The 23070-nt window shown below is 70.7% G+C and carries 25 protein-coding genes; 16 read left to right on the top strand and 9 right to left on the bottom strand.

What is annotated here, in order from left to right:
* Positions 1-79: 79 nt before the first annotated feature.
* The 12 genes from L3i22_RS48455 (at position 80) to L3i22_RS48400 (ending at position 10013) form a co-directional block, all read left to right on the top strand.
* Positions 80-313 carry an AtpZ/AtpI family protein gene (locus tag L3i22_RS48455; RefSeq protein WP_221324136.1) on the top strand — a complete coding sequence of 78 codons (234 nt, stop codon included), beginning with the start codon at positions 80-82 and terminating at the stop codon, positions 311-313.
* A 12-nt stretch (positions 314-325) separates the two neighbouring features.
* A complete protein-coding gene (atpB, locus tag L3i22_RS48450) occupies positions 326-1117 on the top strand; it encodes a F0F1 ATP synthase subunit A (RefSeq protein ID WP_370644580.1) in 792 nt (263 codons plus the stop codon).
* Positions 1118-1197: 80 nt separating this feature from the next.
* A complete protein-coding gene (locus L3i22_RS48445) occupies positions 1198-1428 on the top strand; it encodes an ATP synthase F0 subunit C (protein ID WP_221324134.1) in 231 nt (76 codons plus the stop codon).
* 43 nt (positions 1429-1471) lie between these two features.
* Positions 1472-2008, top strand: a complete 537-nt coding sequence (locus L3i22_RS48440; RefSeq protein WP_221330517.1) for a F0F1 ATP synthase subunit B — start codon at positions 1472-1474, stop codon at positions 2006-2008.
* Positions 2008-2829 (top strand): F0F1 ATP synthase subunit delta, encoded by an 822-nt coding sequence (locus L3i22_RS48435; RefSeq protein WP_221324133.1) that lies wholly within the window; start codon positions 2008-2010, stop codon positions 2827-2829. The genes L3i22_RS48440 and L3i22_RS48435 overlap by 1 nt, the downstream gene beginning before the upstream one ends.
* Positions 2830-2930: 101 nt before the next feature.
* Positions 2931-4499, top strand: coding sequence for a F0F1 ATP synthase subunit alpha (gene atpA, locus L3i22_RS48430; RefSeq protein ID WP_221324132.1), 1569 nt, complete (start codon positions 2931-2933; stop codon positions 4497-4499).
* A 2-nt stretch (positions 4500-4501) separates the two neighbouring features.
* Entirely contained in the window at positions 4502-5431 is a 930-nt protein-coding gene (locus L3i22_RS48425) for a F0F1 ATP synthase subunit gamma (RefSeq protein WP_221324131.1), read from the top strand.
* Positions 5431-6873, top strand: a complete 1443-nt coding sequence (gene atpD / locus L3i22_RS48420) for a F0F1 ATP synthase subunit beta (RefSeq protein ID WP_221324130.1) — start codon at positions 5431-5433, stop codon at positions 6871-6873. Before L3i22_RS48425 ends, atpD begins: the two co-directional genes overlap by 1 nt.
* A gap of 275 nt (positions 6874-7148) precedes the next feature.
* Positions 7149-8207 (top strand): LCP family protein, encoded by a 1059-nt coding sequence (locus L3i22_RS48415; RefSeq protein ID WP_221330516.1) that lies wholly within the window; start codon positions 7149-7151, stop codon positions 8205-8207.
* 74 nt (positions 8208-8281) lie between these two features.
* A complete protein-coding gene (locus L3i22_RS48410) occupies positions 8282-8563 on the top strand; it encodes a F0F1 ATP synthase subunit epsilon (protein WP_014694384.1) in 282 nt (93 codons plus the stop codon).
* Positions 8564-8573: 10 nt separating this feature from the next.
* Positions 8574-9041 carry a DUF2550 domain-containing protein gene (locus tag L3i22_RS48405; RefSeq protein ID WP_221324129.1) on the top strand — a complete coding sequence of 156 codons (468 nt, stop codon included), beginning with the start codon at positions 8574-8576 and terminating at the stop codon, positions 9039-9041.
* Positions 9042-9179: 138 nt separating this feature from the next.
* A complete protein-coding gene (locus tag L3i22_RS48400; RefSeq protein ID WP_221324128.1) occupies positions 9180-10013 on the top strand; it encodes a PhzF family phenazine biosynthesis protein in 834 nt (277 codons plus the stop codon).
* A gap of 6 nt (positions 10014-10019) precedes the next feature.
* Here L3i22_RS48400 and L3i22_RS48395 read toward each other — a convergent pair whose 3' ends face one another.
* Together L3i22_RS48395 and L3i22_RS48390 are read right to left on the bottom strand one after the other, a co-directional pair.
* Positions 10020-10409 carry a VOC family protein gene (locus L3i22_RS48395; RefSeq protein WP_221324127.1) on the bottom strand — a complete coding sequence of 130 codons (390 nt, stop codon included), beginning with the start codon at positions 10407-10409 and terminating at the stop codon, positions 10020-10022.
* Positions 10410-10414: 5 nt separating this feature from the next.
* A complete protein-coding gene (locus tag L3i22_RS48390; protein ID WP_221324126.1) occupies positions 10415-11017 on the bottom strand; it encodes a cob(I)yrinic acid a,c-diamide adenosyltransferase in 603 nt (200 codons plus the stop codon).
* Between the two features lie 195 nt (positions 11018-11212).
* Here L3i22_RS48390 and murA point away from each other — a divergent pair, with 195 nt between their 5' ends.
* Positions 11213-12523, top strand: a complete 1311-nt coding sequence (gene murA / locus L3i22_RS48385; protein WP_255658787.1) for a UDP-N-acetylglucosamine 1-carboxyvinyltransferase — start codon at positions 11213-11215, stop codon at positions 12521-12523.
* A 21-nt stretch (positions 12524-12544) separates the two neighbouring features.
* Here the strand turns inward: murA and L3i22_RS48380 are convergent, their stop codons facing one another.
* Positions 12545-12916: a hypothetical protein gene (locus tag L3i22_RS48380; RefSeq protein ID WP_221324124.1), complete on the bottom strand. Its 372-nt coding sequence runs from the start codon at positions 12914-12916 to the stop codon at positions 12545-12547.
* Positions 12917-13097: 181 nt separating this feature from the next.
* Here L3i22_RS48380 and L3i22_RS48375 point away from each other — a divergent pair, with 181 nt between their 5' ends.
* Positions 13098-13946, top strand: a complete 849-nt coding sequence (locus tag L3i22_RS48375; RefSeq protein WP_221324123.1) for a 3-hydroxyacyl-CoA dehydrogenase family protein — start codon at positions 13098-13100, stop codon at positions 13944-13946.
* 398 nt (positions 13947-14344) lie between these two features.
* Here L3i22_RS48375 and L3i22_RS48370 read toward each other — a convergent pair whose 3' ends face one another.
* The 4 genes from L3i22_RS48370 to L3i22_RS48355 are packed head-to-tail and all read right to left on the bottom strand — an operon-like array spanning position 14345 to position 19707.
* A complete protein-coding gene (locus L3i22_RS48370; RefSeq protein ID WP_221324122.1) occupies positions 14345-15106 on the bottom strand; it encodes a hypothetical protein in 762 nt (253 codons plus the stop codon).
* Positions 15093-17705, bottom strand: coding sequence for an FtsK/SpoIIIE domain-containing protein (locus tag L3i22_RS48365; RefSeq protein WP_221324121.1), 2613 nt, complete (start codon positions 17703-17705; stop codon positions 15093-15095). Before L3i22_RS48365 ends, L3i22_RS48370 begins: the two co-directional genes overlap by 14 nt.
* A 47-nt stretch (positions 17706-17752) precedes the next feature.
* The gene (locus L3i22_RS48360; RefSeq protein WP_255657702.1) at positions 17753-19078 is read right to left on the bottom strand and encodes a hypothetical protein; all 1326 of its coding nucleotides are present in this window, start codon (positions 19076-19078) and stop codon (positions 17753-17755) included.
* 8 nt (positions 19079-19086) lie between these two features.
* Positions 19087-19707: a DUF4126 domain-containing protein gene (locus L3i22_RS48355; protein WP_221324119.1), complete on the bottom strand. Its 621-nt coding sequence runs from the start codon at positions 19705-19707 to the stop codon at positions 19087-19089.
* A gap of 62 nt (positions 19708-19769) precedes the next feature.
* On the opposite strand from L3i22_RS48355, the gene nucS reads away from it, so the two are divergent.
* Together nucS and L3i22_RS48345 are read left to right on the top strand one after the other, a co-directional pair.
* Positions 19770-20429, top strand: coding sequence for an endonuclease NucS (gene nucS, locus L3i22_RS48350; protein WP_221324118.1), 660 nt, complete (start codon positions 19770-19772; stop codon positions 20427-20429).
* A gap of 60 nt (positions 20430-20489) precedes the next feature.
* Entirely contained in the window at positions 20490-20903 is a 414-nt protein-coding gene (locus tag L3i22_RS48345; protein ID WP_221324117.1) for a hypothetical protein, read from the top strand.
* 39 nt (positions 20904-20942) lie between these two features.
* Here L3i22_RS48345 and L3i22_RS48340 read toward each other — a convergent pair whose 3' ends face one another.
* Both L3i22_RS48340 and L3i22_RS48335 read right to left on the bottom strand, forming a co-directional pair.
* Positions 20943-22433 carry a DUF6297 family protein gene (locus L3i22_RS48340; RefSeq protein ID WP_221324116.1) on the bottom strand — a complete coding sequence of 497 codons (1491 nt, stop codon included), beginning with the start codon at positions 22431-22433 and terminating at the stop codon, positions 20943-20945.
* Positions 22430-23068, bottom strand: coding sequence for an ATP-binding cassette domain-containing protein (locus L3i22_RS48335; RefSeq protein ID WP_221324115.1), 639 nt, complete (start codon positions 23066-23068; stop codon positions 22430-22432). Before L3i22_RS48335 ends, L3i22_RS48340 begins: the two co-directional genes overlap by 4 nt.
* Positions 23069-23070 lie beyond the last annotated feature (2 nt).

The raw sequence follows: 23070 nt of genomic DNA, 5'->3' as shown, positions 1-23070 counted from the left end.
CCCTGACGCCTGGACAACTACGGTTGTGCGGGGGGTCCCGCTCATCCTTGTATTTCCGGCTGATATCGTTCGGGCCGTCATGACCGGTCAGGAACCCCCCCACGACAACCGCGGTGACGAAGGCCCTCCCCCGCCCGATTCAGGCGCGGGCATGACGGCGGTCACCTATCTCATCGCGGGCATGTTGGTGTGGGGCGGGATCGGCTGGCTGGTCGACCACTACGTCGGAACCCCGGGCATCTTCACCGGCATCGGCTCGGTGCTCGGAGTCGGCCTAGGTGTGTACCTCATCGTGCGCCGTCTCGGCGCCTGACAGGAAAGGGCCCTGGTGATCGCTCAGTCGGTGGTCCTCGCGGCGGAATTCCCGCCCAGCGTCGAGGACTTCTACCTGCCCAGCATCCTGCCGTGGGGCGCCCACGACAATTACTGGTTCACCAAGATCACGTTCCTGGTGTGGGTGGCGGTCGCGGCGATTATCATCTTCTTCCTGGTCTCGTACCGGAAGCCGGAACTCGTCCCGACCAAGAAGCAGTGGCTCGCCGAGAGCATCTACGGCTTCGTGCGGAACAACATCGCCGTGGAGATGATCGGCCCGAAGGGTGTGGCCTTCGCGCCGTACCTGACGACGCTGTTCATGTTCATCCTGCTGAACAACTTCTGGGGCATCGTCCCGTTCGTGCAGCTCTCGCCGAACTCGCACATCGCGTTCCCGGCGATCCTCGCGGTCATCAGCTACGTGATGTTCATCTACGTCGGCATCCGGAAGCACGGTTTCCTGAAGTACCTGAAGGTCTCCCTGATCCCGCCGGCGCCGGGCTTCATCCTGCCGCTGCTGATCCCGATCGAGTTCTTCTCGAACTTCCTGGTCCGCCCGTTCTCGCTGGCGGTTCGTCTCTTCGCCAACATGTTCGCCGGCCACATCCTGCTGCTGGTGTTCACGCTCGGCGGCTTCGCGATGATCAGTGCAACGCCGTGGCTCGCCCCAGTGTCGATCCTGTCCTGGGCGCTGAGCATCGCGCTGACCTTCCTCGAGTTCCTGGTGATCTGTCTCCAGGCCTACGTCTTCACGGTGCTGACGGCGAGCTACGTCCAGGGCTCGCTCGCCGACGAGCACTGATTTTGCTCCACCTGTTTCGAGTCACACCCCGTTTGTCGTCCCGCGTGGCAGTCACGCGAGATACCAGGAGGAACTGAGAAATGCCACTCGCCGAAGTTGTTGGTAGCACCGCCGCCATCGGTTACGGCCTCGCCGCGATCGGCCCCGGCATCGGTGTTGGTCTGGTCTTCTCTGCTTACATCCAGTCCACCGCTCGTCAGCCGGAGTCGTCCCGCCTGACCCTGCCGTACGTCTGGATCGGCTTCGCCGTCGTCGAGGCGCTCGCGCTGCTGGGTATCGCGTTCGGCTTCGTCTGGGCCGGCGCGGTCTGATCTTCAACCTCGACAGGAGGTTCCCGTGATCAACATCGTTGTTCTGGCCGAGGCAGCCAAGGCCCCGCACAACCCGATCATTCCCGCGTGGGAAGAGCTCGTGGTCGGTACGGTCGCCTTCGCGGTGCTCTGCTTCGTCCTGATGAAGTTCGTCTTCCCGCAGATGGAGAAGACGTTCCGCGCCCGTGTGGACGCGATCGAGGGCGGTATCAAGCGTGCCGAGGTCGCCCAGGCGGAGGCGAACGAGCTGCTCGAGCAGTACCGTGCGCAGCTCGCCGAGGCCCGGACCGAGGCCGCTCGCATCCGCGACGAGGCCCGGGCCGACGCCGAGGGCATCCGGCAGGACGTGCTCGCCACGGCTCGCGAGGAGTCCGACCGCATCATCGCGGCCGGTCGCGAGCAGCTCGCGGCGCAGCGTGATTCGATCGTCCGGGAGCTCCGTGCCGAGGTCGGCACGCTCGCGGTCGACCTGGCCGGCAAGATCGTCGGCGAGGCTCTGGCCGACGAGGCCCGTACCCGGGGCACCGTCGAGCGCTTCATCGCGGACCTCGACGCCGCCGGCACGGCGGGCAGGCGCTGATGGCGTCGGGCGCCACCATCCAGGCCTTCGCCGACGCGGTGGAGCGGCTCCACGCCGACACCACCACGTTGACGGGCGCGCAGCTGGCCACGGTCGCCGACGAGCTTCTGTCGGTGGCCGGCCTGCTGCGGGGTCAGCCTCGGCTGCGCCGGGCGCTGACCGATCCGTCCCGGCCGGGCGACGACCGCTCCGACCTGTTCCGCTCGCTGCTGGCCGGCAAGGCCACCGAGGTGACCGTCAACGCGCTGGCCGAGCTGGTGGCCGGCCGCTTCTCCAAGCCGAGCGACCTGCTGGACGCCACCGAGCGGCTGGGTGTGGACACCCTGCTCAGCTCGGCGGCGAAGGACAGTGCGCTGGCGGAGGTCGAGGACGAGCTCTTCCGGTTCTCGCAGATCGTCTCCGGGACGCCGCAGCTCGCGGCCACGCTCAGTGACATCGGCGCTCCGGTGGCCCCCCGGACTAAGCTGGTGGGGGACCTGCTCAACGGCAAGGCCCAGGCGACCACGGTTCGGCTCGTCCAGGTCGCGCTCGAGGGATTCGGTGGCCGTGGCTTCGAGGCCTCGCTGATCCGGCTGGTCGAGCTGACCGCCGCCCGGCGTGACCGCGAGGTGGCGTACGTGACGGTGGCCAAGCCCCTCGGCGACGCCGAGGAGGCCGCTCTGGCCGCCAAGCTCTCCGCCATCTACGGCCGCGAGGTCTCGCTGAAGGTGGATGTGAACCCCGCGATCATCGGCGGTGTGAGCGTCCGTGTCGGCTCCGATCTCTACGACGGCACGATCCTGCGGCGTCTCAACGCGGCGAAGCAGGCGTTCGCCAAATAGGCGCCAAGCAGGCGTTCGCCAAATAGTCCTTTCCCCTCGATTCCTTATCGAGAAGCCCCTCGGTGGCGGCGACGTCCCGAGCTAGACAGAGAAGGCAGAGGATGGCCGAGCTGACCATCTCCTCGGACGAGATCCGGGGGGCGCTAGAGCGCTACGTCTCGTCCTATTCGCCCGAGGTCTCCCGCGAGGAGGTCGGCATCGTCTCCGATGCGGGCGACGGTATCGCGCACGTCGAGGGCCTGCCCTCGACGATGGCGAACGAGCTTCTGGAATTCGCCGACGGCACGCTGGGTGTCGCCCTGAACCTCGACGTCCGTGAGATCGGCGCCGTGATCCTGGGTGACTTCGCGACCATCGAGGAGGGCCAGCCGGTCAAGCGCACCGGCCGGGTTCTCTCGGTTCCGGTCGGCGACGCCTTCCTGGGTCGCGTCGTGGACGCCCTGGGCAACCCGATCGACGACCGTGGCGAGATCGCGAACGAAGGCTTCCGCGAGCTCGAGCTGCAGGCGCCGAACGTGATGGCGCGCCAGCCGGTGAAGCAGCCGCTGCAGACCGGCATCAAGGCGATCGACGCCATGACGCCGATCGGCCGCGGCCAGCGCCAGCTGATCATCGGCGACCGCAAGACCGGTAAGACCACGGTCGCGATCGACACGATCATCAACCAGAAGGCCAACTGGGAGTCGGGCGACCCGACCAAGCAGGTCCGCTGCATCTACGTGGCGATCGGCCAGAAGGCCTCCACCATCGCCAGCATCCGGGGCACCCTGGAGGCGCAGGGCGCGCTGGAGTACACGACGATCGTCGCGGCCCCGGCGTCCGACCCGGCCGGCTTCAAGTACATCGCGCCATACACCGGTTCTTCCATCGGTCAGCACTGGATGTACAACGGCAAGCACGTCCTGATCGTCTTCGACGACCTGACGAAGCAGGCCGAGGCGTACCGCTCGGTGTCGCTGCTGCTGCGCCGCCCGCCGGGTCGTGAGGCCTACCCGGGCGACGTCTTCTACTTGCACTCCCGCCTGCTGGAGCGCTGCGCCAAGCTCTCCGACGAGCTGGGTGCCGGCTCGATGACCGGTCTGCCGATCATCGAGACGAAGGCCAACGACATCTCGGCCTACATCCCGACCAACGTCATCTCGATCACCGACGGCCAGATCTTCCTGGAGTCCGACCTGTTCGCCTCGGGTGTCCGCCCGGCGATCAACGTCGGCACCTCGGTGTCCCGGGTGGGTGGCTCGGCGCAGGTCAAGGGCATGAAGCGGGTCTCCGGCCGGCTTCGCCTCGACCTGGCCCAGTTCCGTGAGCTGGAGGCCTTCTCGGCCTTCGCCTCCGACCTGGACAAGGCGTCGCGGGCCCAGCTCGAGAAGGGCATCCGCCTGGTCGAGCTGCTCAAGCAGCCGCAGTACTCGCCGTACTCGGTCACCGACCAGACCATCGTGATCTGGGCCGGCACCACCGGCCAGCTCGACGACATCCCGGTCGGCGACGTGCGGAAGTTCGAGCAGGAGCTGCTGGAGCACATCAAGCGGAACCTGAGCGACGTCTACACCTCGATCGAGTCGACGAACAACCTGACCGACGACAACATCGCGAGCCTCGAGGGCGCGGTCGTCGAGTTCAAGAAGTCGTTCCAGTCCGGCTCGGCCGCGACCGAGAGCGGTAACTAGGCATGGCCGGTCAGGTACAGGCGCTGCGTCGGCGGATCCGAACGGTCAAGTCGACCAAGAAGATCGCCAAGGCGCAGGAGCTCGTCGCGACCAGCCGGATCGCGAAGGCCCAGGAACGGGTCAACGCCTCTCGGCCGTACTCGGTGGCGATCACCAAGGTGCTGGCCGCCCTGGCGTCGAACGCTTCGGTGGACAACCCGCTGCTGGTCGCGCGGGAGCGCGTCCAGCGGGCGGGTGTCCTGGTGATCACCAGTGACCGGGGCCTGGCCGGCGCCTACAACGCCAACGCCATCCGGACCGCCGAGCAGCTGATCACTCAGCTCCGCTCGGAGGGCAAGGAGGTGGCGCTGTACGTGGTGGGCCGCAAGGGCACCGGGTACTACCGGTTCCGTAACCGGGAGATCGCCGCCAGCTGGACCGGTTTCTCCGAGCGCCCGACGTTCGCCGACGCCAAGACGATCGGCGACGGTCTGATCGAGGCGTTCGCGGCGGGTTCGGCGACCGAGGGCACCTTCGGTCCCGAGGGCATCCCGGGCGTGGACGAGCTGCACATCGTGAGCACCGAGTTCAAGTCCCTGATGACGCAGACCTCGCAGTCGAAGCCGCTCGCGCCGGTTCAGGTCGAGGTGCAGGCCGAGAAGTCCGAGGGCCTGCAAGCGGCTTACGAGTTCGAGCCGGACGCCGACGAGCTGCTCGACGCGCTGCTGCCGAAGTACCTCAACACGCGGATCTACGCGGCGTTGCTGGACTCGGCCGCGAGTGAGTCGGCATCCCGGCGGCGGGCGATGAAGAGCGCGTCGGACAACGCCGACGACCTCCTCAAGCGGTACACGCGCGAGATGAACTCCGCGCGGCAGGCTGCGATCACCCAGGAAATCAGTGAGATCGTCGGCGGCGCCAACGCGCTGGCCGCGGCGGGAAGTGATGTGTGATGACTGCTGTTGCTGAGCCCATTAAGGCGGAGACCGCTGTCGGCCGTGTCGTCCGGGTCATCGGCCCGGTCGTCGACGTCGAGTTTCCCCGTGACGGTATGCCCGCGATTTTCAACGCGCTGCACGTCGAGGTCACCCTCTCCGAGGGCACCAAGACGCTGACGCTGGAGGTCGCCCAGCACCTGGGTGACAACCTGCTCCGCGCGATCTCGATGCAGCCGACCGATGGCCTGGTCCGCGGCAAGGAGGTCGTCAACACCGGTGCCCCGATCTCGGTGCCGGTCGGCGACGTCACCAAGGGCCACGTGTTCAACGCCCTCGGCGAGGTGCTCAACGTCGACCCGTCGACGCTGGACATCCAGGAGCGCTGGTCGATCCACCGCAAGCCCCCGGCGTTCGCGGACCTCGAGCCGAAGACCGAGATGCTGGAGACCGGCATCAAGGTGCTCGACCTGATCGCGCCGTACGTGCGTGGTGGCAAGATCGGCCTGTTCGGCGGCGCGGGCGTGGGCAAGACGGTGCTCATCCAGGAGATGATCATCCGCGTTGCCCGTAACTTCGGTGGCACCTCGGTGTTCGCCGGCGTCGGCGAGCGCACCCGTGAGGGCAACGACCTCATCCTGGAGATGGAGGAGGGTGGCGTGCTGGACAAGACCGCCCTCGTCTTCGGCCAGATGGACGAGCCGCCGGGCACCCGTCTGCGGGTCGCCCTGACCGCCCTCACCATGGCGGAGTACTTCCGGGACGTCCAGAACCAGGAGGTGCTGCTCTTCATCGACAACATCTTCCGGTTCACCCAGGCCGGTTCCGAGGTCTCCACCCTGCTCGGCCGCATGCCGTCGGCCGTGGGCTACCAGCCCACCCTGGCCGACGAGATGGGCCAGCTGCAGGAGCGGATCACCTCGGTCCGGGGCAAGGCGATCACCTCGCTGCAGGCGATCTACGTGCCCGCCGACGACTACACCGACCCGGCGCCGGCGACCACGTTCGCCCACCTGGACGCGACGACCAACCTCGAGCGGTCGATCTCCGACAAGGGCATCTACCCGGCCGTGGACCCGCTGGCCTCGAACTCGCGGATCCTGGCGCCGGAGTACGTCGGCGTCGAGCACTACACGGTCGCCCGTGAGGTCCAGCGGATCCTCCAGAAGTACAAGGACCTGCAGGACATCATCGCCATCCTCGGTATGGACGAACTGTCCGAGGAGGACAAGGTCACGGTCGCCCGGGCCCGGCGGATCGAGCGGTTCCTGTCGCAGAACACCTACGCGGCGGAGCAGTTCACCGGCGTCCCCGGCTCGACGGTCCCGCTGAAGGAGACCATCGAGGCGTTCAAGAAGATCTCCGAGGGTGAGTACGACAACTACCCGGAGCAGGCCTTCTTCATGTGCGGCGGTCTCGAGGACCTGGAGAAGAACGCGCACGAGCTGATGAAGGGCTGATCTCAGCCTTTTCACAAGTCTGACGAACAGGAAGCCGTGCCGGTACCAACCGGCACGGCTTCTCGTTGTCTGAGGGATGAAATACCACAAATCAGACACCGCTCGCGGGAAAACGGCCGACAGAAACGCGAAATTCGCCTTGGGTATGCTTGGCCGCGCTTCAGAGGTAGTCCCGTGTTCATGTTCCGTCAGGGTTTGGGGATCGGGTGGCTAAGTCCGGGAAACGCCGCGCACCGCTGTGGGCCAGACTGTCCGCGATTTTCGGTGCCGTGCTCATGGTGACCAGTGGCGGCGTCCTGGTCACCGGCTCGACCCTGATCTCGAAGTACACCGGCTCGATCGATGCCGACGGCAGCCTGATCGGCGAGCCCGCCGCGGGCGCCACCAAGGCGGCGCCGGCCGACATCAAGGGCCCGATCAACATCCTGATGGCCGGCATCGACCCGCGCGACGACCACACCGCGCCGCTGTCCGACTCGATCATCGTGGCGCACATCCCGGCGAGCATGGACCAGGTCTACATGTTCTCCATCCCCCGGGACCTCTACGTGGACATCCCGTCCTTCTCCAAGACCGGCTTCGGCGGGGGCAAATCCAAGATCAACGCCGCGATGTCGTACGGCAGTTCGGTCGGTAACGGGAAGCACGACGTCAAGCAGGGCTTCCAGTTGCTGGCGAAGACGGTCACCCAGCTCACCGGCATCAAGACGTTCGACGCCGGCGCGATCATCAACTTCGGCGGCTTCAAGAAGATCGTCGAGGCGATGGGCGGCGTGACGATGAAGATCGACATGACGGTCAAGTCCGAGCATCTCCAGCCGAACGGGAAGCCGCGGCCGCGCCGCCCGGAGTGCTCCAACAACCAGTGCGCGCACCCGTACATCGGACCGCAGAAGACGTACAAGCCCGGGACCTACCACCTGGAGGCCTGGGAGGCGCTGGACTACGTCCGCCAGCGGTACGGCCTGCCCAACAGTGACTACGACCGTCAGCGGCACCAGCAGCAGTTCATCAAGGCGATGGCGAAGGAGGTGATGACCAAGGGGGTCATCACCAGCCCGGCCAAGATGACGAAGATCCTCGGCGCCGCCGGTGACGCGCTCACCTTCGACGGCAACGGGCACAGCGTGCTCGACTGGGGGCTCGCGCTGAAGGGCCTGGACACCGACAGCATGGTCTCGATCAAGTTGTCCGGCGGCGGTCTCTACGAGGGCAACAAGTACCTCGGGGAGAAGCTCGCGGACGGGTCCGACCAGTTCTTCGAGGCGGTCAAGCAGGACAAGATCCAAGAGTTTCTGCTGGCCCACCCGGAGTTCGTCAACAAGAACAGCTAGCCCCGGGCGAACGGCCGCGGCCGGCGCCGATTAGACTTTCACCCATTCGGTTCGCAGCGTCAAAGGGAGACAGCGTGGCCAACCAACTTCACGTCGAGGTCGTCGCCGTCGAGGAGAAGGTCTGGGCCGGTGAGGCCGAGATGCTCGTCGCGCGCACCACCGAGGGTGAGATCGGTGTGCTGCCGGGCCACTCGCCGCTGCTGGGCCTGCTCAAGGAGCCGTCCCAGGTCCGGGTGAAACTCGCCGGTGGCGAGCAGCTCACCTACGACGTCGCCGGGGGCTTCCTCTCGATCGACGCGAACGGCGTCACCGTGCTCGCCGAGAGCGCGACGCCGGCCACTCCCGAGCAGCACTGACACCCCGGCGATGCGGGTTCTCGAAGTCTTCGGGATCTGCATCGTCGCGCTGCTCGTACTCCTCTTCGCGATCTTCTTCCGCCGCCGGCTGCTCATGCTCGGCGGCGGAACCATTCGCCTGCAGGTCCGCACCAGCAAGATGGTGCCCGGCCGGGGCTGGGCGCCGGGCCTGGGCCAGTTCGTCGGTGACGAGCTGCGCTTCCACAAGATGTTCAGCCTGGCCATCCGCCCGAAACGGATGCTCGACCGGCGACTCCTGACGATCGCGGAGCGCCGCCTGCCGACCGGGCCGGAACGGCTGACGATGCCCGGCCACTGGGTGATCCTGCGCTGCGACACCGGGGACACCCAGCTCGAGATCGCCATGGCCGAGACCACGGTGACCGGCTTCCTCTCCTGGCTGGAGGCGGGGCCGCCGCGGGATCCGGGCAGTTCGCCGGGCCGGTCCATCTTCGGCCCCCGCCAGCTCGAAAGCTGACGCGGAGTCGCTCCCGGGCGCCGGCCTCCAAGCCGGGTTCGGCGCGGCGCCGGCGGAGGTGGGCGGTTGGCCGCGGGGCTTCCACCGCTTGCGGATTGGCTGTCGTGGGCGGGGGGACGTGGGCCTAGCGTCGGAATCATGCGGATTCGAATCGTCGACGCCTTCACCGATCGCCCCTTCGCCGGGAACCCGGCCGGAGTCCTGATCCTGGACGGGGACGCCTTCCCCGCCGACGACTGGATGCAGCGGGTCGCCTCCGAGGTCAACCACTCCGAGACCGCCTTCCTGCACCGCCTGCCCGCCGGCGCGGACGCGGACTGGGCGCTGCGCTGGTTCACCCCGGCGGTCGAGGTCGCCCTCTGCGGGCACGCCACTCTCGCCACCACCCATGTCCTGCACCGGGCCGGGCTGATCGACGGCCGGGTACGGTTCCGGACCGTCCGCAGCGGCATCCTCACCGCGGACGTCGACGGCGACGGCCTGATCACCCTGGACTTCCCGGCCTCGCCGCTGAGCCCGCTCGACATCGACCCGGCGCTGGTCGCCGCGCTCGGCGCGGAGGCGCTCTCGGCGCACTGGACCGGCCCGGTCACCGACGACGTGCTGGTCGAGCTGGCGGACGAGAAGACGGTCCGTTCGCTCGCCCCGGATCTCGGCGCGCTCGCCCGGCTGAGCGGTCGCGGCGTGCTGGTCACTGCGGCCGCGGAGGATCCGGCGGCCGGCTACGACTTCGTGTCCCGCTTCTTCGCGCCCGCCGCGGGCGTGGACGAGGATCCGGTGACCGGTTCTGCCCATACTTCGCTGACGCCGTTCTGGGCCGCGCGGCTGGGCCGGGCCGAGTTGGTCGGCTACCAGGCGTCGGCGCGGGGCGGTTTCGTCCGGGTCGCCCTCCGCGGTGACCGCACCCTGCTCGGCGGGCACGCGGTCACCACGATCGACGGCGACCTCCAGGTGGAGCTCCCGGCCGCCTGACCCGGTTCAGGTCGCGAGTTCGGCCTCGTATCCCCAGGCGTCCTCGAGGTAGGCGGCGTAGGTGTCCGGGCCGCCGGCGTACGGGTGCCGGTCCGCGAACATCAGCGCCCACCCGTGGGCCGGGGCGGCCGCGGTCAGGCGGTCCACCTCGGCCGGGCCGGCGACGGTGAAGGCCAGGTGGTTCAGGCCGGGCGCGAGCCGGTCGTGGACCGTGCCGGACAGCGCCGGCGACTGCTCCATCACCAGGTAGGTGCCGTTGCCGTGCCGCCAGGACCGGCCGCCCGGCCAGTCCTGGAACGGGGTCCAGCCCAGCTCGCCGAGCAGCCAGCCCCACGGCCCGGTCATCCCGTCGAGGTCGGGCACCCAGAGCTCGACGTGGTGCAGCGCGCCGCTCATCGGGATCAGGCGGGGTCGTCGGACTCTGCCGGGGCGGCGGGGACGCCGCCGGGGACCCACTTCACGTCGCCGTCCGGGTTGGCCACCCGGGACAGGATGAAGAGCAGGTCGGAGAGGCGGTTCAGATACTTGGCCGGCAGCACCGAGGTCCGCTCCGGGTCGGCCGCGATCTGCGCCCACGCCGACCGCTCGGCCCGCCGCGCCACGGTCCGGGCCACGTGCAGGAGCGCCGCGCCCGGGGTGCCGCCCGGCAGGATGAAGCTGTCCAGCGCGGGAAGGGCGGCGTTGAACTCGTCGCACCAGCCCTCGAGCCGGGTCACGTACTCCTCGGTGATCCGCAGCGGCGGCCACGGCGGGTTCTCGTCGAGCGGGTTGCCGAGATCCGCCCCGAGGTCGAAGAGATCGTTCTGGATGCGGCCCAGCACCGTTCGTACCTCGGGGGAGAGCGCGCCCAGCGCGAGCGCGACGCCCAGCGCGGCATTGCACTCGTCCGCGTCGGCGTATGCCGCGATGCGCGGATCGGTCTTCGCCGCGACCTCGTTGTTGACCAGCCGGGTCTGGCCGGCGTCGCCGGTACGGGTGTAAATGCGGGTGAGATGCACAGCCATGACCCGAGCCTAGGTCCTCGCCCGCCGAGCACGAAGCGCCTCGCCCACCCGGCGGCGTGCCCGGCCCGAGCGCGGGATCCACGCCGCGAAGAAGCCGGCGGGACCGGCCCGGGCGCGGGATCCACGCCGCGAAGAAGCCGGCGGGACCGGTCCGGGGGTGGGAATCGCGACACGGGGGAGGTCCCTGTGCGGCGGATGTGGGTCGCGGCTCCTACGATGGCCCGCGTGGATGTGATCAGGGTCAAGGGCGGCGCGCCGCTCACCGGTGACGTCACGGTCGGTGGCGCGAAGAACTCGGCACTCAAGCTGATGGCGGTGGCTCTGCTCGGCGAGGGCCGCAGCGTCGTCGAGAACGTTCCCCGGATCACCGACATCGCGATCATGGCGGAGGTGCTCCGCCGGCTCGGCTGTGAGGTGACGCTGCAGGGCACCGAGGCGGTGATCGACGTGCCGCTGGAGCCCGGCGCCGAGGCCGACTACGACCTGGTCCGCCGCCTGCGTGCGTCGATCTGCGTGCTCGGCCCGCTGCTGGCCCGCCGGGGCTACGTGCGGGTCGCGCTGCCGGGCGGCGACATGATCGGCTCCCGGGGGCTGGACATGCACGTCTCCGGCCTGGCCCGGATGGGTGCGGAGATCTCCAACGAGCACGGCTTCGTGATCGCGTCGGCCCCGGCCGGGCTGCGCGGGTCGAAGATCTGGCTGGACTTCCCGAGCGTCGGCGCCACCGAGAACCTGTTGATGGCCGCGGTCCTGGCGAAGGGCGTGACCGAGATCGACAACGCCGCCCGCGAGCCGGAGATCGTCGACATCTGCGAGATGCTCACCGCGATGGGCGCCCGGATCGCTGGGGCGGGCACGTCGACGCTGGTCATCGAGGGGGTGGACGGGCCGCTCAAGCCGGTCCGGCACACCACGGTCGGGGACCGGATCGTCGGCGGCACGTGGGCCTACGGCGCGGCCATGACCCGGGGCGACGTGACCGTGCACGGGGTGCGGCCGGAGTTCCTGGACATCGCGCTGGACAAGCTGGTGTCGGCCGGGGCGACGGTCGACCCGGGCGACAACAAGTTCCGGGTCCGGATGACCGAGCGGCCCAGGCACGTCGACATCGTCACGCTGCCGTACCCGGGCTTCGCCACCGACCTGCTGCCGATGGCGATCGGGCTGGCCGCGGTCGCCGAGGGCGCGTCGCTGATCACCGAGAACATCTTCGACGGCCGGTTCATGTTCGTGAACGAGATGGTCCGGCTGGGCGCGGACATCCGCACCGACGGGCACCACGCGGTGGTCAACGGGCGGGCGCGGCTCTCCGGCGCTCCGGTGCGGGCCACCGACATCCGGGCCGGCGCCGGCCTGGTCATCGCCGGACTGTGCGCGGACGGGGTGACCGAGGTGGGCGAGGTGCACCACATCGACCGGGGATACCCGGACTTCGTCGCCGACCTGGCGCGGCTCGGTGTCGAGGTGGAGCGCACCGACGTGCCGGAGCCGACCTTCGATTTCTGATCGTGGCCGAGACGGCGGGAGCTAGAGGCTGGGGGAGTCGCCGACCAGGCGCCGCGCCGCCTCCACCTCTTCGGCGAAGACCAGCACGCTGACCCGCCCGTCCCGCCGGGTCGCCTGGGTGGCCCGGATGCCCGCGTCCTTGAGCAACCGCCGGATCTCGTCGGCGACCTCGGGCTCGTCGGTGACCGCGGCGGGCCAGAGCAGGCCGTAGTCGTCCTGCTCGGCCCGTTCGCCGAAGATCGCCAGACCGGCCGCGTACCCGTCCCGGAATGACTCCCCGTCGTGGGGGCCGGTGGGTTGCAGGCCCATGCGCCAGAACACGGCGCCGAGGAAGCCGACCAGCCCGACGGCGATCAACGGTCCGATGAGGTACCAGCCGTCGCTCGTGGCCATGCGCACAGTCTGGCACCGCGGCAGTCGGTATTCCGGTGATTTGCCCCGAACGGGACCGGCGAACCCGGGTCCGTGACCGGAGAATCGGGTCGGCGGAAAACCGGAAACCCCACCCATGGGGCCTAAGTTTCCGTTAAGTAACACCGCTACACTGTGGCCGCATCTGACAAAGGAGTGGAGCATGGCGGGTCGTCTCGCGGTCATCGGTTCCGGTTTGATGGGCTCCGGCATCGCGCAGGTCTCGGCGCTGGCCGGTTGGCAGGTCACGATGCGGGACGTCGACGACGCCTCGCTCAAGCGCGGTCTCGCGGCGGTCCGCGACTCGCTGACCCGCTTCGCGGCCAAGGGCAGGATCGCCGAGGAGGACGTCGAGGCCACCCTGCAGCGGATCACCCCGACCACCGATCTGGACGCGGTCGCCGAGGCCGACGTCGTGGTCGAGGCGATCTTCGAGAAGGTCGAGGCCAAGCACGACGTCTTCCGGCAGCTCGACAAGATCTGCAAGTCCGGCGCGGTCCTCGGCACGAACACGTCGGCCATCCCGATCACCCAGATCGCCGCGATCACCTCGCGGCCGGAGTCGGTCGTCGGCATCCACTTCTTCTCGCCGGTCCCGATGATGAAGCTGGTCGAGCTGGTCCGCGGCTACCAGACCTCGGACGAGACGCTGGCCGCCGCGCGCGACTTCGCCGAGGGGGTCGGCAAGACCTGTGTCGAGGTCAAGCGCGACGTCGCCGGCTTCGTCTCCAACCGGCTCTTCTCGGCGCTGCTGGTCGAGGCGATCAAGCTGGTCGAGTCGGGCGTCATCTCCGCCGCCGACCTGGACACCGTCATGAAGCTCGGCTTCGGGCACGCGATGGGCCCGCTCGCCACCGTCGACCTGACCGGTCTCGACGTCATGCTCAACGCCGCCGGCAACATCTACCGGGACACCCAGGACGAGAAGTTCTTCCCGCCCGAGCTGCTGCAGCGGATGGTCACGGCCGGCGACCTGGGCCGCAAGACCGGCAAGGGCTTCTACAGCTACTGACCGCGTCCGATCATCCGAAAGCCCCGGGGTGCGCTCCGGGGCTTTCGACATTCAAAATCCGATTTGGTACGACGTGAGCCCGGCCCCGTGGCCCTCCGTCGCAAGGCTCCGGCCCACCCCGGGCCGCCCCGGCGACTCGCCCAGGGTCCCGCGGACGCGAGGCTCCGGCCCGGTCCGGGCCGCCACGCGGGCCCCGCTTCCCGGCTGGCACTCACGGCTCCTCCCAGCGCGCAGAACAACCCTCAGTGCCAGCCGGGAGCGCGAGCCCGCGCCGCGACCCGGAGCACAGCGGACCTCGCGTCCCCGGGACCCTGAGCGCGGCGCCCGGGCGGCCCGGGGTGGCCGCAGCCTCGCGACGGAGGGCCACGGGACCGAGGCCGACGCCGTACCAAATGGGGTTAATGGGTTGCGAAGGACAGCGACAGAAAGGTCGCCGCGACCATGCCGCCCAGCAGGGTCAGGCCGATTCCGCCGATGTCCAGCCGCGCGCGCAGCCGGCGATGGGCGAGGAACGCCGCGGCCGGCACCCCGGCGGACGGCGCCAGGATGAAGACCAGCCAGCCCGCCCCGCGGATCAGCAGCCCCCCGAACACCATCTGATGACCGAAAGTGACCAGCCCAGCGGCGACCAGCCCGGCGAGCGTCGAGGCCACCGCGCCGATCACCGGGAGCAGCGCGAGGGACCAGCGCGGCAACGGCCGCCGGCTGCCCGGGCGGATCCGGTCCTCGAGGCGGTCGGCGGCGCGGGCCAGCAGCGCGCGCGGCGACTGCCGGCCGTGCTCGGTGATCATCCCGTCCGGATCGGCATCGGCCGGCCGCCGCTGCGGAAGGACCCGGGGCAGCGCCTCGACCGGCGCCGGGTCCGGCACCTCGCCGAGCGCCCGGACCCGCAGCCCGCGGGCCCGGCGCAGCTGGCTCCAGAGCCGGGCCGCCTCCCGGTCCACGTCCAGGACCTGGGCCGCGGCGGCGCCCGCCCACCGGTCCGCGGCCAGCGCGTCGTTCTCCGCGCGGGCCAGCTCACCGGCCGCGCGGGCGGCGTTGTCCTGATACGCCTGCTCGGCCTCGTCGAGCTCGGCGTCGCGCCGCCGGGTCACCTCGGCCAGGGCGCTCACCATCAACTGGTAGTCGCGGGCGGGCGGCTGCCGGTCACGTGTGGTCACTGTTCACCTCGTACGGGATGATGACTTCGGGTGTGCGGTGCACCGAGCGGTCGAAGAACAACGCCCGCCGGGGCCGTGGATACCAGACCGGCCCCCCGGGTTGGGGATGCAGCGGCGCCAGGTCGGCCCCGTGCACGTCGAGCGCCACCCAGGCGCCGATGGTGTCGAAGCGGGCGCCGATCCCGCCCAGGTCGTCGCGGAGCCGGGGCACCGTGCGCCACCAGCCGAGCACGTGGACCCGCTGTTCCGGGCCCTCGGCCAGCAGCTTCTTCAGCGCCGGGTCGCGGGCCGCGTCCAGGGCGAAGCCGACGACGTAGTGCGGGACGTCGCGCGGGCCCAGGTCGAAGTGGACGTTGCCGGCGTCGTACCAGTCCGCCGACGGCAGCTCGGTGAACAGCCGCGCCGCGGCCGGCACCAGGTCGGTGTCCAGGCAGACCACGCTGAAGTGCGCCGGGCCCTGCGCGGCCAGGCTGAGCGCCGCCGCGGTGAGGACGCTGGCGGCCTCGTCGGCCCGGGTGCCGAGCACCGCGAGGTTGCGTCCGGGCATCCGGCCCAGCCGCAGCCGGGCCGGCTGAGCGGCCACGTCGATGCGCTCGCCGAGCACCGCGCCGGGCGACGACCCGGCCTGCGCGCCGGGCGACGCGGGGGACGGGAGTCGTCCGGACGGCCGCAGGGCGGCCGGCAGCCGGGGCACCGCGTCGCCGTCGAAGAGCCGCGGCTCCTCGCAGCCGGCCGGCCGTTCCTGCCACAGCTTGCGCTGCACCGACCGCCAGGAGTTCCGGTCCCCGGCGTCCGGCAGGCGCACGATCCGGTTCGCGCCGGACATCCCGGACTCGGCGTTCACCACCGCGTGGAAGCGGGGGATGACCGCGGCGGCCAGGTTGTCGTCGGCCAGGATCCGGCGCGCCTTGGGCAGCGCGATCCGGAGGGTGAACTGGGCGATCAGCCCGGCCCGGCCCCACAGCGCCTGGATCCCGGCCACGTCCTGCGACGCGAGCACCAGGTGGATGCCCTGCGAGCGGCCCCGCCGGGCGAGGTCCTCGAGCAGCCCGACCGCCTCGTCGGCGACCGCGTCCCGGCCGTCCAGCAGCACCTGGAACTCGTCGATCACCGCGACGATCCGGGGCCAGTGCCCGCCCGGGTCCTCGGCGCGCAGCTCGGCGAGCTTGCCGGCGTCGAAGCGCTTGGCCGCCTGGGCCCGGACTCGCAGCTCCTCGCCCAGGTGCCGGAGCATGGCCAGGCCGAACTCGCGGTCGCCGTTGACGTTGATGCCGGCCAGCCGCACCTGGGGCAGCCAGCCGGGGTCGCGCGGGCCGGGCACGTACCGGGCGAACGAGACGCCCTCCTTGAAGTCGAGCAGGTAGAGCGCCAGCTCCTCGGGGCCGTACCGGGTGGCCAGCGAGCCGAGCCAGGTGTAGATCAGGTTGGTCTTGCCGGAGCCGGACGGCCCGCCGATCAGCGCGTGCGGCGGGTCGTCGCCGAGCGGCACCTCGACCAGCGTGCCGTCGGTGCTGTCGCCGATCGGCGCGACCAGGCCGTGGATCGAGGACTCCGCCCAGTACTCGGCCGGCTCCAGGTCGGCGAGCCGGGCCGGGTCCGGGCCGGCCCGCATCCGCTCGGCGGTGGTCCGGCAGAACGCGGCGATCCGCTCCGGCGGGGGCGGCGGGTCCAGCCGGATCTCCAGGCTGCCCAGCGACCCACAGGTGGCGGTCTGGTCGCGGACCACGATCCGCTCGACCGTCGGGTCGTCCTCCAGGGCCAGGCCGCGGACCACCAGGTGCACGCCGCAGGCGACCCCGGTCCGCACGATCCGGTCCAGTTGCGCCCGCTGCGCCGGGGTCATCTCGCCCGAGGTGGCCCGGTCGGCGAGCAGCACCACCAGCTTCCACGGTTCGGGGCGCGGCCCGGGCCGGGCGGCGGACAGCTCGGCCAGCGACGGGTACTGCCCGCCCAGCGACTCGTTCACCCGGCAGATGTGGTCGGCCAGATCGTTCAGCAGCGACCCGAGCCCGCCCGGCCCGACGAAGGTCGGGTTCAGCGGCGCGAACGGGGCGAGCGTCCCGCCCAGGTTCTCCGGGTCGTAGACGGTCAGGTGCACGTCGCCGGCCCGGGTGCTGCCCAGCGCCCGCAGCAGCACCCCGGTGATCAGGTCGTCGACCTGCCGGGTCGGCCCGGAGACGTGCAGGTGCACGGCGTCCAGCAGCGGGACCAGGCCGGGCAACGCGGCGGTCTCCTCGAACGTGATCGCGCCGATCCGCAGCAGCCCGGGGCGGCTGCCCGGGTCCGGCTCGCTCGGCGACCACAGCCGCCAGGGCGCGCCGGCCGCGCCGGTGGCGCTGAAGGTGGCCAGGCCGCGCAGGTGCCCGGCGAGCCGGGTGGCCTCGCCGCGGTAGCGCCGCTGCACGTCGTCGCGGGCCGCCTCGCGGGCGGCGGTGAGCTGGCTCAGACAGGTGCTGTACGCGTCCCGGACCAGCCGGCGCCGGTTCTGCGCCTCGCCTCGGGCGGACTCCGCGGCGGCCAGCAACGCCCGCGCCGAGCCCCGGGCCTCGGCGAGTTCCTGCCGGACCACGGCGACCAGCGCGTTGCGGTGACTACCCACGCGACCCCCCGGAATCCATGTGGGGGGATTTTAGCGATTTTCCACCATTATGACGGATTAGGCATTGCGTGTCGTGATCTGTCGCCCGAAAAGGCCTCGGTCCACAGCCGGCCGGCCACCACCATCGCGGCCTCCCGCTGCCACTGCTGCATGGTGTCCCGCGGGACGTTGCGCCGGAACCAGTCGACCGCCATCCGGGCCTCCCGGCTCAGCCCGTCCAGCCGCTGCCGCCGGGCGTACGGATTCAGCCCGAGCACCCCGCAGAACTGCAGGGTGTTGTAGTACCGCCAGTCGTCGGAGGTGCCGAACGCGCCGGCCGGCCGCAGCGCCGACACCGCCTCGCGCAGCACCGCCCGCAGCTCCCGGGCCCGCGCCCGGGGCTGATCGTCCCCGCGCCCGGCGACCCGGCGGGCCACCACCGGCAGATCGGTCAGCGGGCTGCGGGACAGCCGGTTCAGATCGTTGAAGTCGTCCAGCGCGCGCCGGGTCAGCCGCAGGAACTCCGGCTCGCCGACCTCGGCCAGCCGCCGGCGCTCACGCAGGCGCAGCAGCGCGTCCGCGTTCAGGAACAGGGTGGCCCGGTCCTGCCGCAGCCGGTCGTCGCCGGCCAGCGCGACCCGGTCGATCAGCCGGCTCAGCCGCCCGGTCAGCCCGGCCGCGGTCGCGGCCACCGCGAGCGGCACGAACTGCAGCACGGCCACCGTGTCGTCGCCGCGGGTCGCGTACATGGTGAGCATCGCCGGGCCGCCGACCAGCACCAGCACGGCGAAACCGGCGACCACCGAGCGACGCAGGTCCGGCCGGAGCCGTTCGCCGCCGGCCATCGCGTGCGCCACCGCGATCAGATAGCCGAAGACCAGCAGGTCCAGGCCGTTCGCGGCGAGCGCCGGGGCCGGGCCGCCGGTGTCCACCGGGAGCAGCAGCACGGCCAGGCTGCCCGCGTAGAGCACCGCCATCAGGCTCAGCGCCAGCGGGAGGCTGCGCGGCACCACCTGCTCATGGTTGCGCCAGAGCAGGACCAGCGCGCCGACCAGCGGGGTCAGCGCGACCAGTTTCCCGGCGCCGGGCAGCGCCACCACCATCAGCTGGAAGCTCACGCCGAGCACCAGGGCGCCGATGTCGATCGGGCGCCGCTCGGCCGGGGCCAGCGGCAGCAGCGCGACCACACTCCCGGCCCAGGCCAGGGCCGGGAGACAGATCAGGATCTGGGCGGTCCGGGAACCCGGTGCGGTGGTCCAGGTGACCACGGCGACCGCGTACGCGATCAGCCCCGCGCTCGCCCAGCGCAACGCCGGCCGCCCGGGATCCCGGCCGATCAGATAGCCGGCCAGCCACCAGGACAGGACGAAAGCGGGAACGGCGAACGCGGGCACCGGGAGAGTCAACCAAACAGTCGACGCGTTTCGACACCCGCAAGTTTCGCTTCCTTACGGCGCTTGCGGCGCTGGAACACCCACACCGCGCCCCAGACCAGCAGCGCGAGTCCGACGAGGACCAGCACTGGCAGGAGAATTGCCAGTACGGCGAGCAGGACGCTGCTGATGTCCTCGATCGTGCTGGCCACCGGAGCGCCGAAACCGGCCGTGGTGACATTGACCACCGGACGGGCCGCCGCCTTCACCCCGTGCACGCTGAGCGCGATCAGCGTGCCGGTCAGCACCGGAACCCACTGGTGCGAGCTGAAGAACGTGCCGGGGTCGGAGACGGTCACCGTCTGCGACGCGGAGCCGGCGCCGAAGACCAGGCCACCGGCGGTCGGCCGGATGAACGTCTGGACCACGTCGTTCACATGGTCGACGACGGGCACCTTGTCGGCGACCACCTCGATGGCGAGCAGGACCGCCAGGATCAGGATGGTCCAGCCGTTGGTGATCCACGACCAGCTGGACGGCAGGTCGATGGCGTCGGTGTAGCGGGCCAGCAGGGCCATGGTCATCAGGGGGATGTAGGCATTCAGTCCGGCGGATGCCGCTAGACCGGTGCCGGTCAATGCTTCTAACACGGAGTCAGCATGGCACCGGCGTGCGACATTTTCGTTCCGGGGCCGTCGGATAGTGTCGTCCGGTGCGTCTGGTCATCGCGAAATGCTCTGTGGATTACGTCGGGCGGCTCTCCGCCCACCTGCCCCTGGCCACCCGGCTGCTGATGGTGAAAGCGGACGGGTCGGTGTCGATCCATGCCGACGACCGTGCCTACAAGCCGCTGAACTGGATGAGCCCGCCCTGCAAGCTGCAGGAGTCGCCGGGCGTCTGGAAGGTGGTGAACAAGGCCGGTGAGGAGTTGCGGATCACCCTGGAGGAGATCTTCCAGGACTATTCGTACGAGCTGGGCGTGGACCCCGGCCTGGTCAAGGACGGTGTCGAGGCGCACCTGCAGGAGCTGCTCGCCGAGCACCCGGAGACCTTCGGCGAGGGCCACACCCTGGTCCGCCGCGAGTTCATGACCGCGATCGGCCCGGTCGACCTGCTCCTCAAGGACGCCGAGAACGTCTCGGTCGCCGTCGAGGTGAAGCGCCGCGGCGAGATCGACGGCGTCGAGCAGCTCACCCGGTACCTCGAACTGATGAATCGGGACCCGCTGCTCGCCCCGGTCAAGGGCGTCTTCGCGGCGCAGGAGATCAAACCGCAGGCCCGCGTCCTCGCCACCGACCGCGGGATCCGCTGCGTGGTCGTCGACTACGACAAGCTCCGCGGCATGGAGCGCAACGAGCTCACCCTCTTTTAAGATCAACCCCGGTTTCCGGTACGGCGATCGGGCGTTGCGGGCCGTGGGCATACTGCGGCAGTGAAGGTGATCAAAGTCCTCGGTGGTCTCGTCGCGGCGGTGTTCGTGATTCTGGCCGCCGGGGCGGCCTGGCTGCTGTACCGGATCGACTCCTACGACCCGGCGTGGCAGTCCATCGACATCACCGCCCGGGTCCTGGCCCGCCACGTCGATCTGGCGGTGGCGGACATCAGCCCCGGTGAGTACCCGACGGTCGGGTTCGAGAGGCTGACGGCATCGATCGGCAACTACGGCGGGACGGTCCTCGCGTCCCGGGCCGATGAGCACGAGGTCCTGGCCGACCCGTACTCCTGGGTCGACGCCGAGTTCCGCGGTGGGGCGGACGGTCAGACGGACGAGATCAGGTGCGTGCGCTTCGAGCTGCGCTGGGACCATTACAAGTCGACGACCTGGCACCAGATCGACTGCCCCTGACGGCCGGGCGGGGCGGTCCGGGCTGGACGGTCCGGGTGGTCAGGCTTGGAGTTCGACGCGCTCCGGGTCGGTGGTGCCGGCCAGATAGGCGCGGGCGCCGAGCCCGGCCAGCACCGTCTGGAAGAGCAGCAGCGTCCACGTCAGCGGCGTGCCCTGGCCGATAGCGATCACCATCGGGATGCCCAGGATCAGGGCGTCCGGCCCGGCGAACGCGTAGACCAGCGGACCGGTCGAGACCGTGCCCATCGGTGTGTCGAGCGGCAGCATGTCGTTGCGGACGAAGCCGGCCCGCGCCCGGCGGACCGCGGCCAGCCCGCCGGTCACCCCGGCCGGGACGCTGAGCAGGAACCACGGGCCGGCCGGCAGGTCCCCGGCGACCTGCATCAGCACCAGGGCGATCAGTGACCAGGCGAAGGCCAGCGCGACCGGGATCCAGAGCCGCTGGGTCAGGGCCGTGCGGGAGCTCAGGCCGAGCAGCCGGAGCAGCACCGGGTTCCCGGCGTCGGTGTTCACCGTCCGGGTCGTGGTGCCGCCGGCGATCATCGCGCCGAGCAGCACGGCGACCGCGGTGACCCAGGCCGGCGCGGCGCCCAGCAGCAGCGGGACCGGGGTGGCCGCGAGCAGCCACAGCAGCCGGGGCACGCGCCGCCGCAGCATCAGGAAGTCCTGACCGGTGAGGACCGGGAGCCGGGCCGGCGGGCGGGTGCTGGTGAGCCGGCGCCGGGCCCAGTAGCGGCGGGCCACCATGTCGGTGACGAACGACGGCTCCATCCCGAACGCGGTGTCGAAGATGGTTCCGGTGGTCTTCGCGGCGTCCAGGATGCGGTCGTCCGGGGTGCGGGCCAGATTCCGTACGATCAATGCCGTCCCGGCGCCGACCACGACCGCGAGGGCCCCGGCCACGGTGACCAGCGACGGCCCGGACGGCCACCCGTCGATCGCGGGCCGGTCGCCGCCCGCCAGGTTGTCGACGATCAGCAGGAGCAGCCCGGCGGCCGCGACCAGCGTCGCCACCCGGTCGGTGGCGGTGGCCCAGCCGCCGGCCCGCTGCGCCACCACGGCGATCATCAGCAGGCCCACGCCGAGCAGCGCCCCGGTGGCGATCAGTGGCCCGGCGAGGTGGTGCGGCGCGGTGTGCCCGGCGATCCCGGTGGCGATGACCGCGGCGGCGCCGGCGGCGGTGAGCGCGGCCAGCCGGAGCGACGGCAGCAGCAGGCGGCGGCGGCTCACCGGCGCGGTGAGCAGGAAGTACGCCGCCGGGCGGCCGAGCGTGACCGGCCCGACCGCGCGCATGATCTTCAGCAGCAGGGCGACGCCGAGCAGGCTCAGCGCGAGGGCCGGCAGCGTGCCCAGGTCGGGTGCGGACGGCCAGAAGATCTTGGCGAGCTGCCGGTGGGTCATCGCGCCGACGACCGCGATCAGCAGCGCCGCGAAGTAGAGGTTGCCCAGCGTCGCGCCGCGCTCCCGATGGGACACCTGGCGCTGGTGGATCCAGCGGCGGACCGGCCGCAGCGGCACGATGACGGTCATCGGGTCAGCGACTCCATCGTGGTCAGCTCCGCGCCGGAGGCGACCGCGAACTTGTCGTCGTGGCTGGCCATCAGCAGCGAGCCGCCACCGGCCTGGTAGTCGACGAGCATCGCGGCGACCGCGGCCCGGCCCTCCGGGTCCAGCCGCTGCTCCGGCTCGTCCAGGATCAGCAGCGAGCTCGGCCGCAGCAGCGCCAGCGCCAGGGTGAGCCGCTGCTTCTGCCCGGAGGAGAGCGACGGCGGGATCGCGTCGGCGTGCCCGGCCAGCCCGAACCGTTCCAGGGCCTCGTCGGCGCCGGCCTCGTCCGGGTCCTGCCCGTGCGCGCGGCAGATCAGCTCGGCGTGCTCGCGGGTGGTGAGCCCGGGGTACCAGGTCGGCGGCTCCACGGTGGTGACCACCGCGGCCCAGAACTCCGGGCTGGAGCCGGGCGCGGCGCCGAAGATCCGGATCCGGCCCTCGTCCGGCCGCTGCAGGCCGCTGACGCAGCGCAGCAGGGTGGACTTGCCGATGCCGTTCTCACCGGTCACGCAGACGCCGGTGCCGGCCGGGACGGTCAGCGCGACCCCGGCCAGGACCGGTGTCGAGCCGTAGCTCACCGTGAGATCGCTTACCTCAACCGCTGGGTGGTCAGCCACCT

The organism is Actinoplanes sp. L3-i22 (assembly GCF_019704555.1).
Classification (GTDB): domain Bacteria; phylum Actinomycetota; class Actinomycetes; order Mycobacteriales; family Micromonosporaceae; genus Actinoplanes.
The sequence above is the reverse complement of the archived record's forward strand: the minus strand, read 5'-3'. Positions and strand labels throughout refer to the sequence as shown.

What these genes read in the sequence shown, in the direction of transcription:
- L3i22_RS48455 (WP_221324136.1), top strand. Translation starts at nt 80, where the DNA reads ATGACCGGTCAGGAACCCCCCCACGACAACCGCGGTGACGAAGGCCCT.
- L3i22_RS48445 (WP_221324134.1), top strand. Translation starts at nt 1,198, where the DNA reads ATGCCACTCGCCGAAGTTGTTGGTAGCACCGCCGCCATCGGTTACGGC.
- L3i22_RS48435 (WP_221324133.1), top strand. Translation starts at nt 2,008, where the DNA reads ATGGCGTCGGGCGCCACCATCCAGGCCTTCGCCGACGCGGTGGAGCGG.
- atpA (WP_221324132.1), top strand. Translation starts at nt 2,931, where the DNA reads ATGGCCGAGCTGACCATCTCCTCGGACGAGATCCGGGGGGCGCTAGAG.
- L3i22_RS48425 (WP_221324131.1), top strand. Translation starts at nt 4,502, where the DNA reads ATGGCCGGTCAGGTACAGGCGCTGCGTCGGCGGATCCGAACGGTCAAG.
- atpD (WP_221324130.1), top strand. Translation starts at nt 5,431, where the DNA reads ATGACTGCTGTTGCTGAGCCCATTAAGGCGGAGACCGCTGTCGGCCGT.
- L3i22_RS48415 (WP_221330516.1), top strand. Translation starts at nt 7,149, where the DNA reads ATGGTGACCAGTGGCGGCGTCCTGGTCACCGGCTCGACCCTGATCTCG.
- L3i22_RS48405 (WP_221324129.1), top strand. Translation starts at nt 8,574, where the DNA reads ATGCGGGTTCTCGAAGTCTTCGGGATCTGCATCGTCGCGCTGCTCGTA.
- L3i22_RS48400 (WP_221324128.1), top strand. Translation starts at nt 9,180, where the DNA reads ATGCGGATTCGAATCGTCGACGCCTTCACCGATCGCCCCTTCGCCGGG.
- L3i22_RS48395 (WP_221324127.1), bottom strand. Translation starts at nt 10,409, where the DNA reads ATGAGCGGCGCGCTGCACCACGTCGAGCTCTGGGTGCCCGACCTCGAC.
- L3i22_RS48390 (WP_221324126.1), bottom strand. Translation starts at nt 11,017, where the DNA reads ATGGCTGTGCATCTCACCCGCATTTACACCCGTACCGGCGACGCCGGC.
- murA (WP_255658787.1), top strand. Translation starts at nt 11,213, where the DNA reads ATGTGGGTCGCGGCTCCTACGATGGCCCGCGTGGATGTGATCAGGGTC.
- L3i22_RS48380 (WP_221324124.1), bottom strand. Translation starts at nt 12,916, where the DNA reads ATGGCCACGAGCGACGGCTGGTACCTCATCGGACCGTTGATCGCCGTC.
- L3i22_RS48375 (WP_221324123.1), top strand. Translation starts at nt 13,098, where the DNA reads ATGGCGGGTCGTCTCGCGGTCATCGGTTCCGGTTTGATGGGCTCCGGC.
- L3i22_RS48340 (WP_221324116.1), bottom strand. Translation starts at nt 22,433, where the DNA reads ATGACCGTCATCGTGCCGCTGCGGCCGGTCCGCCGCTGGATCCACCAG.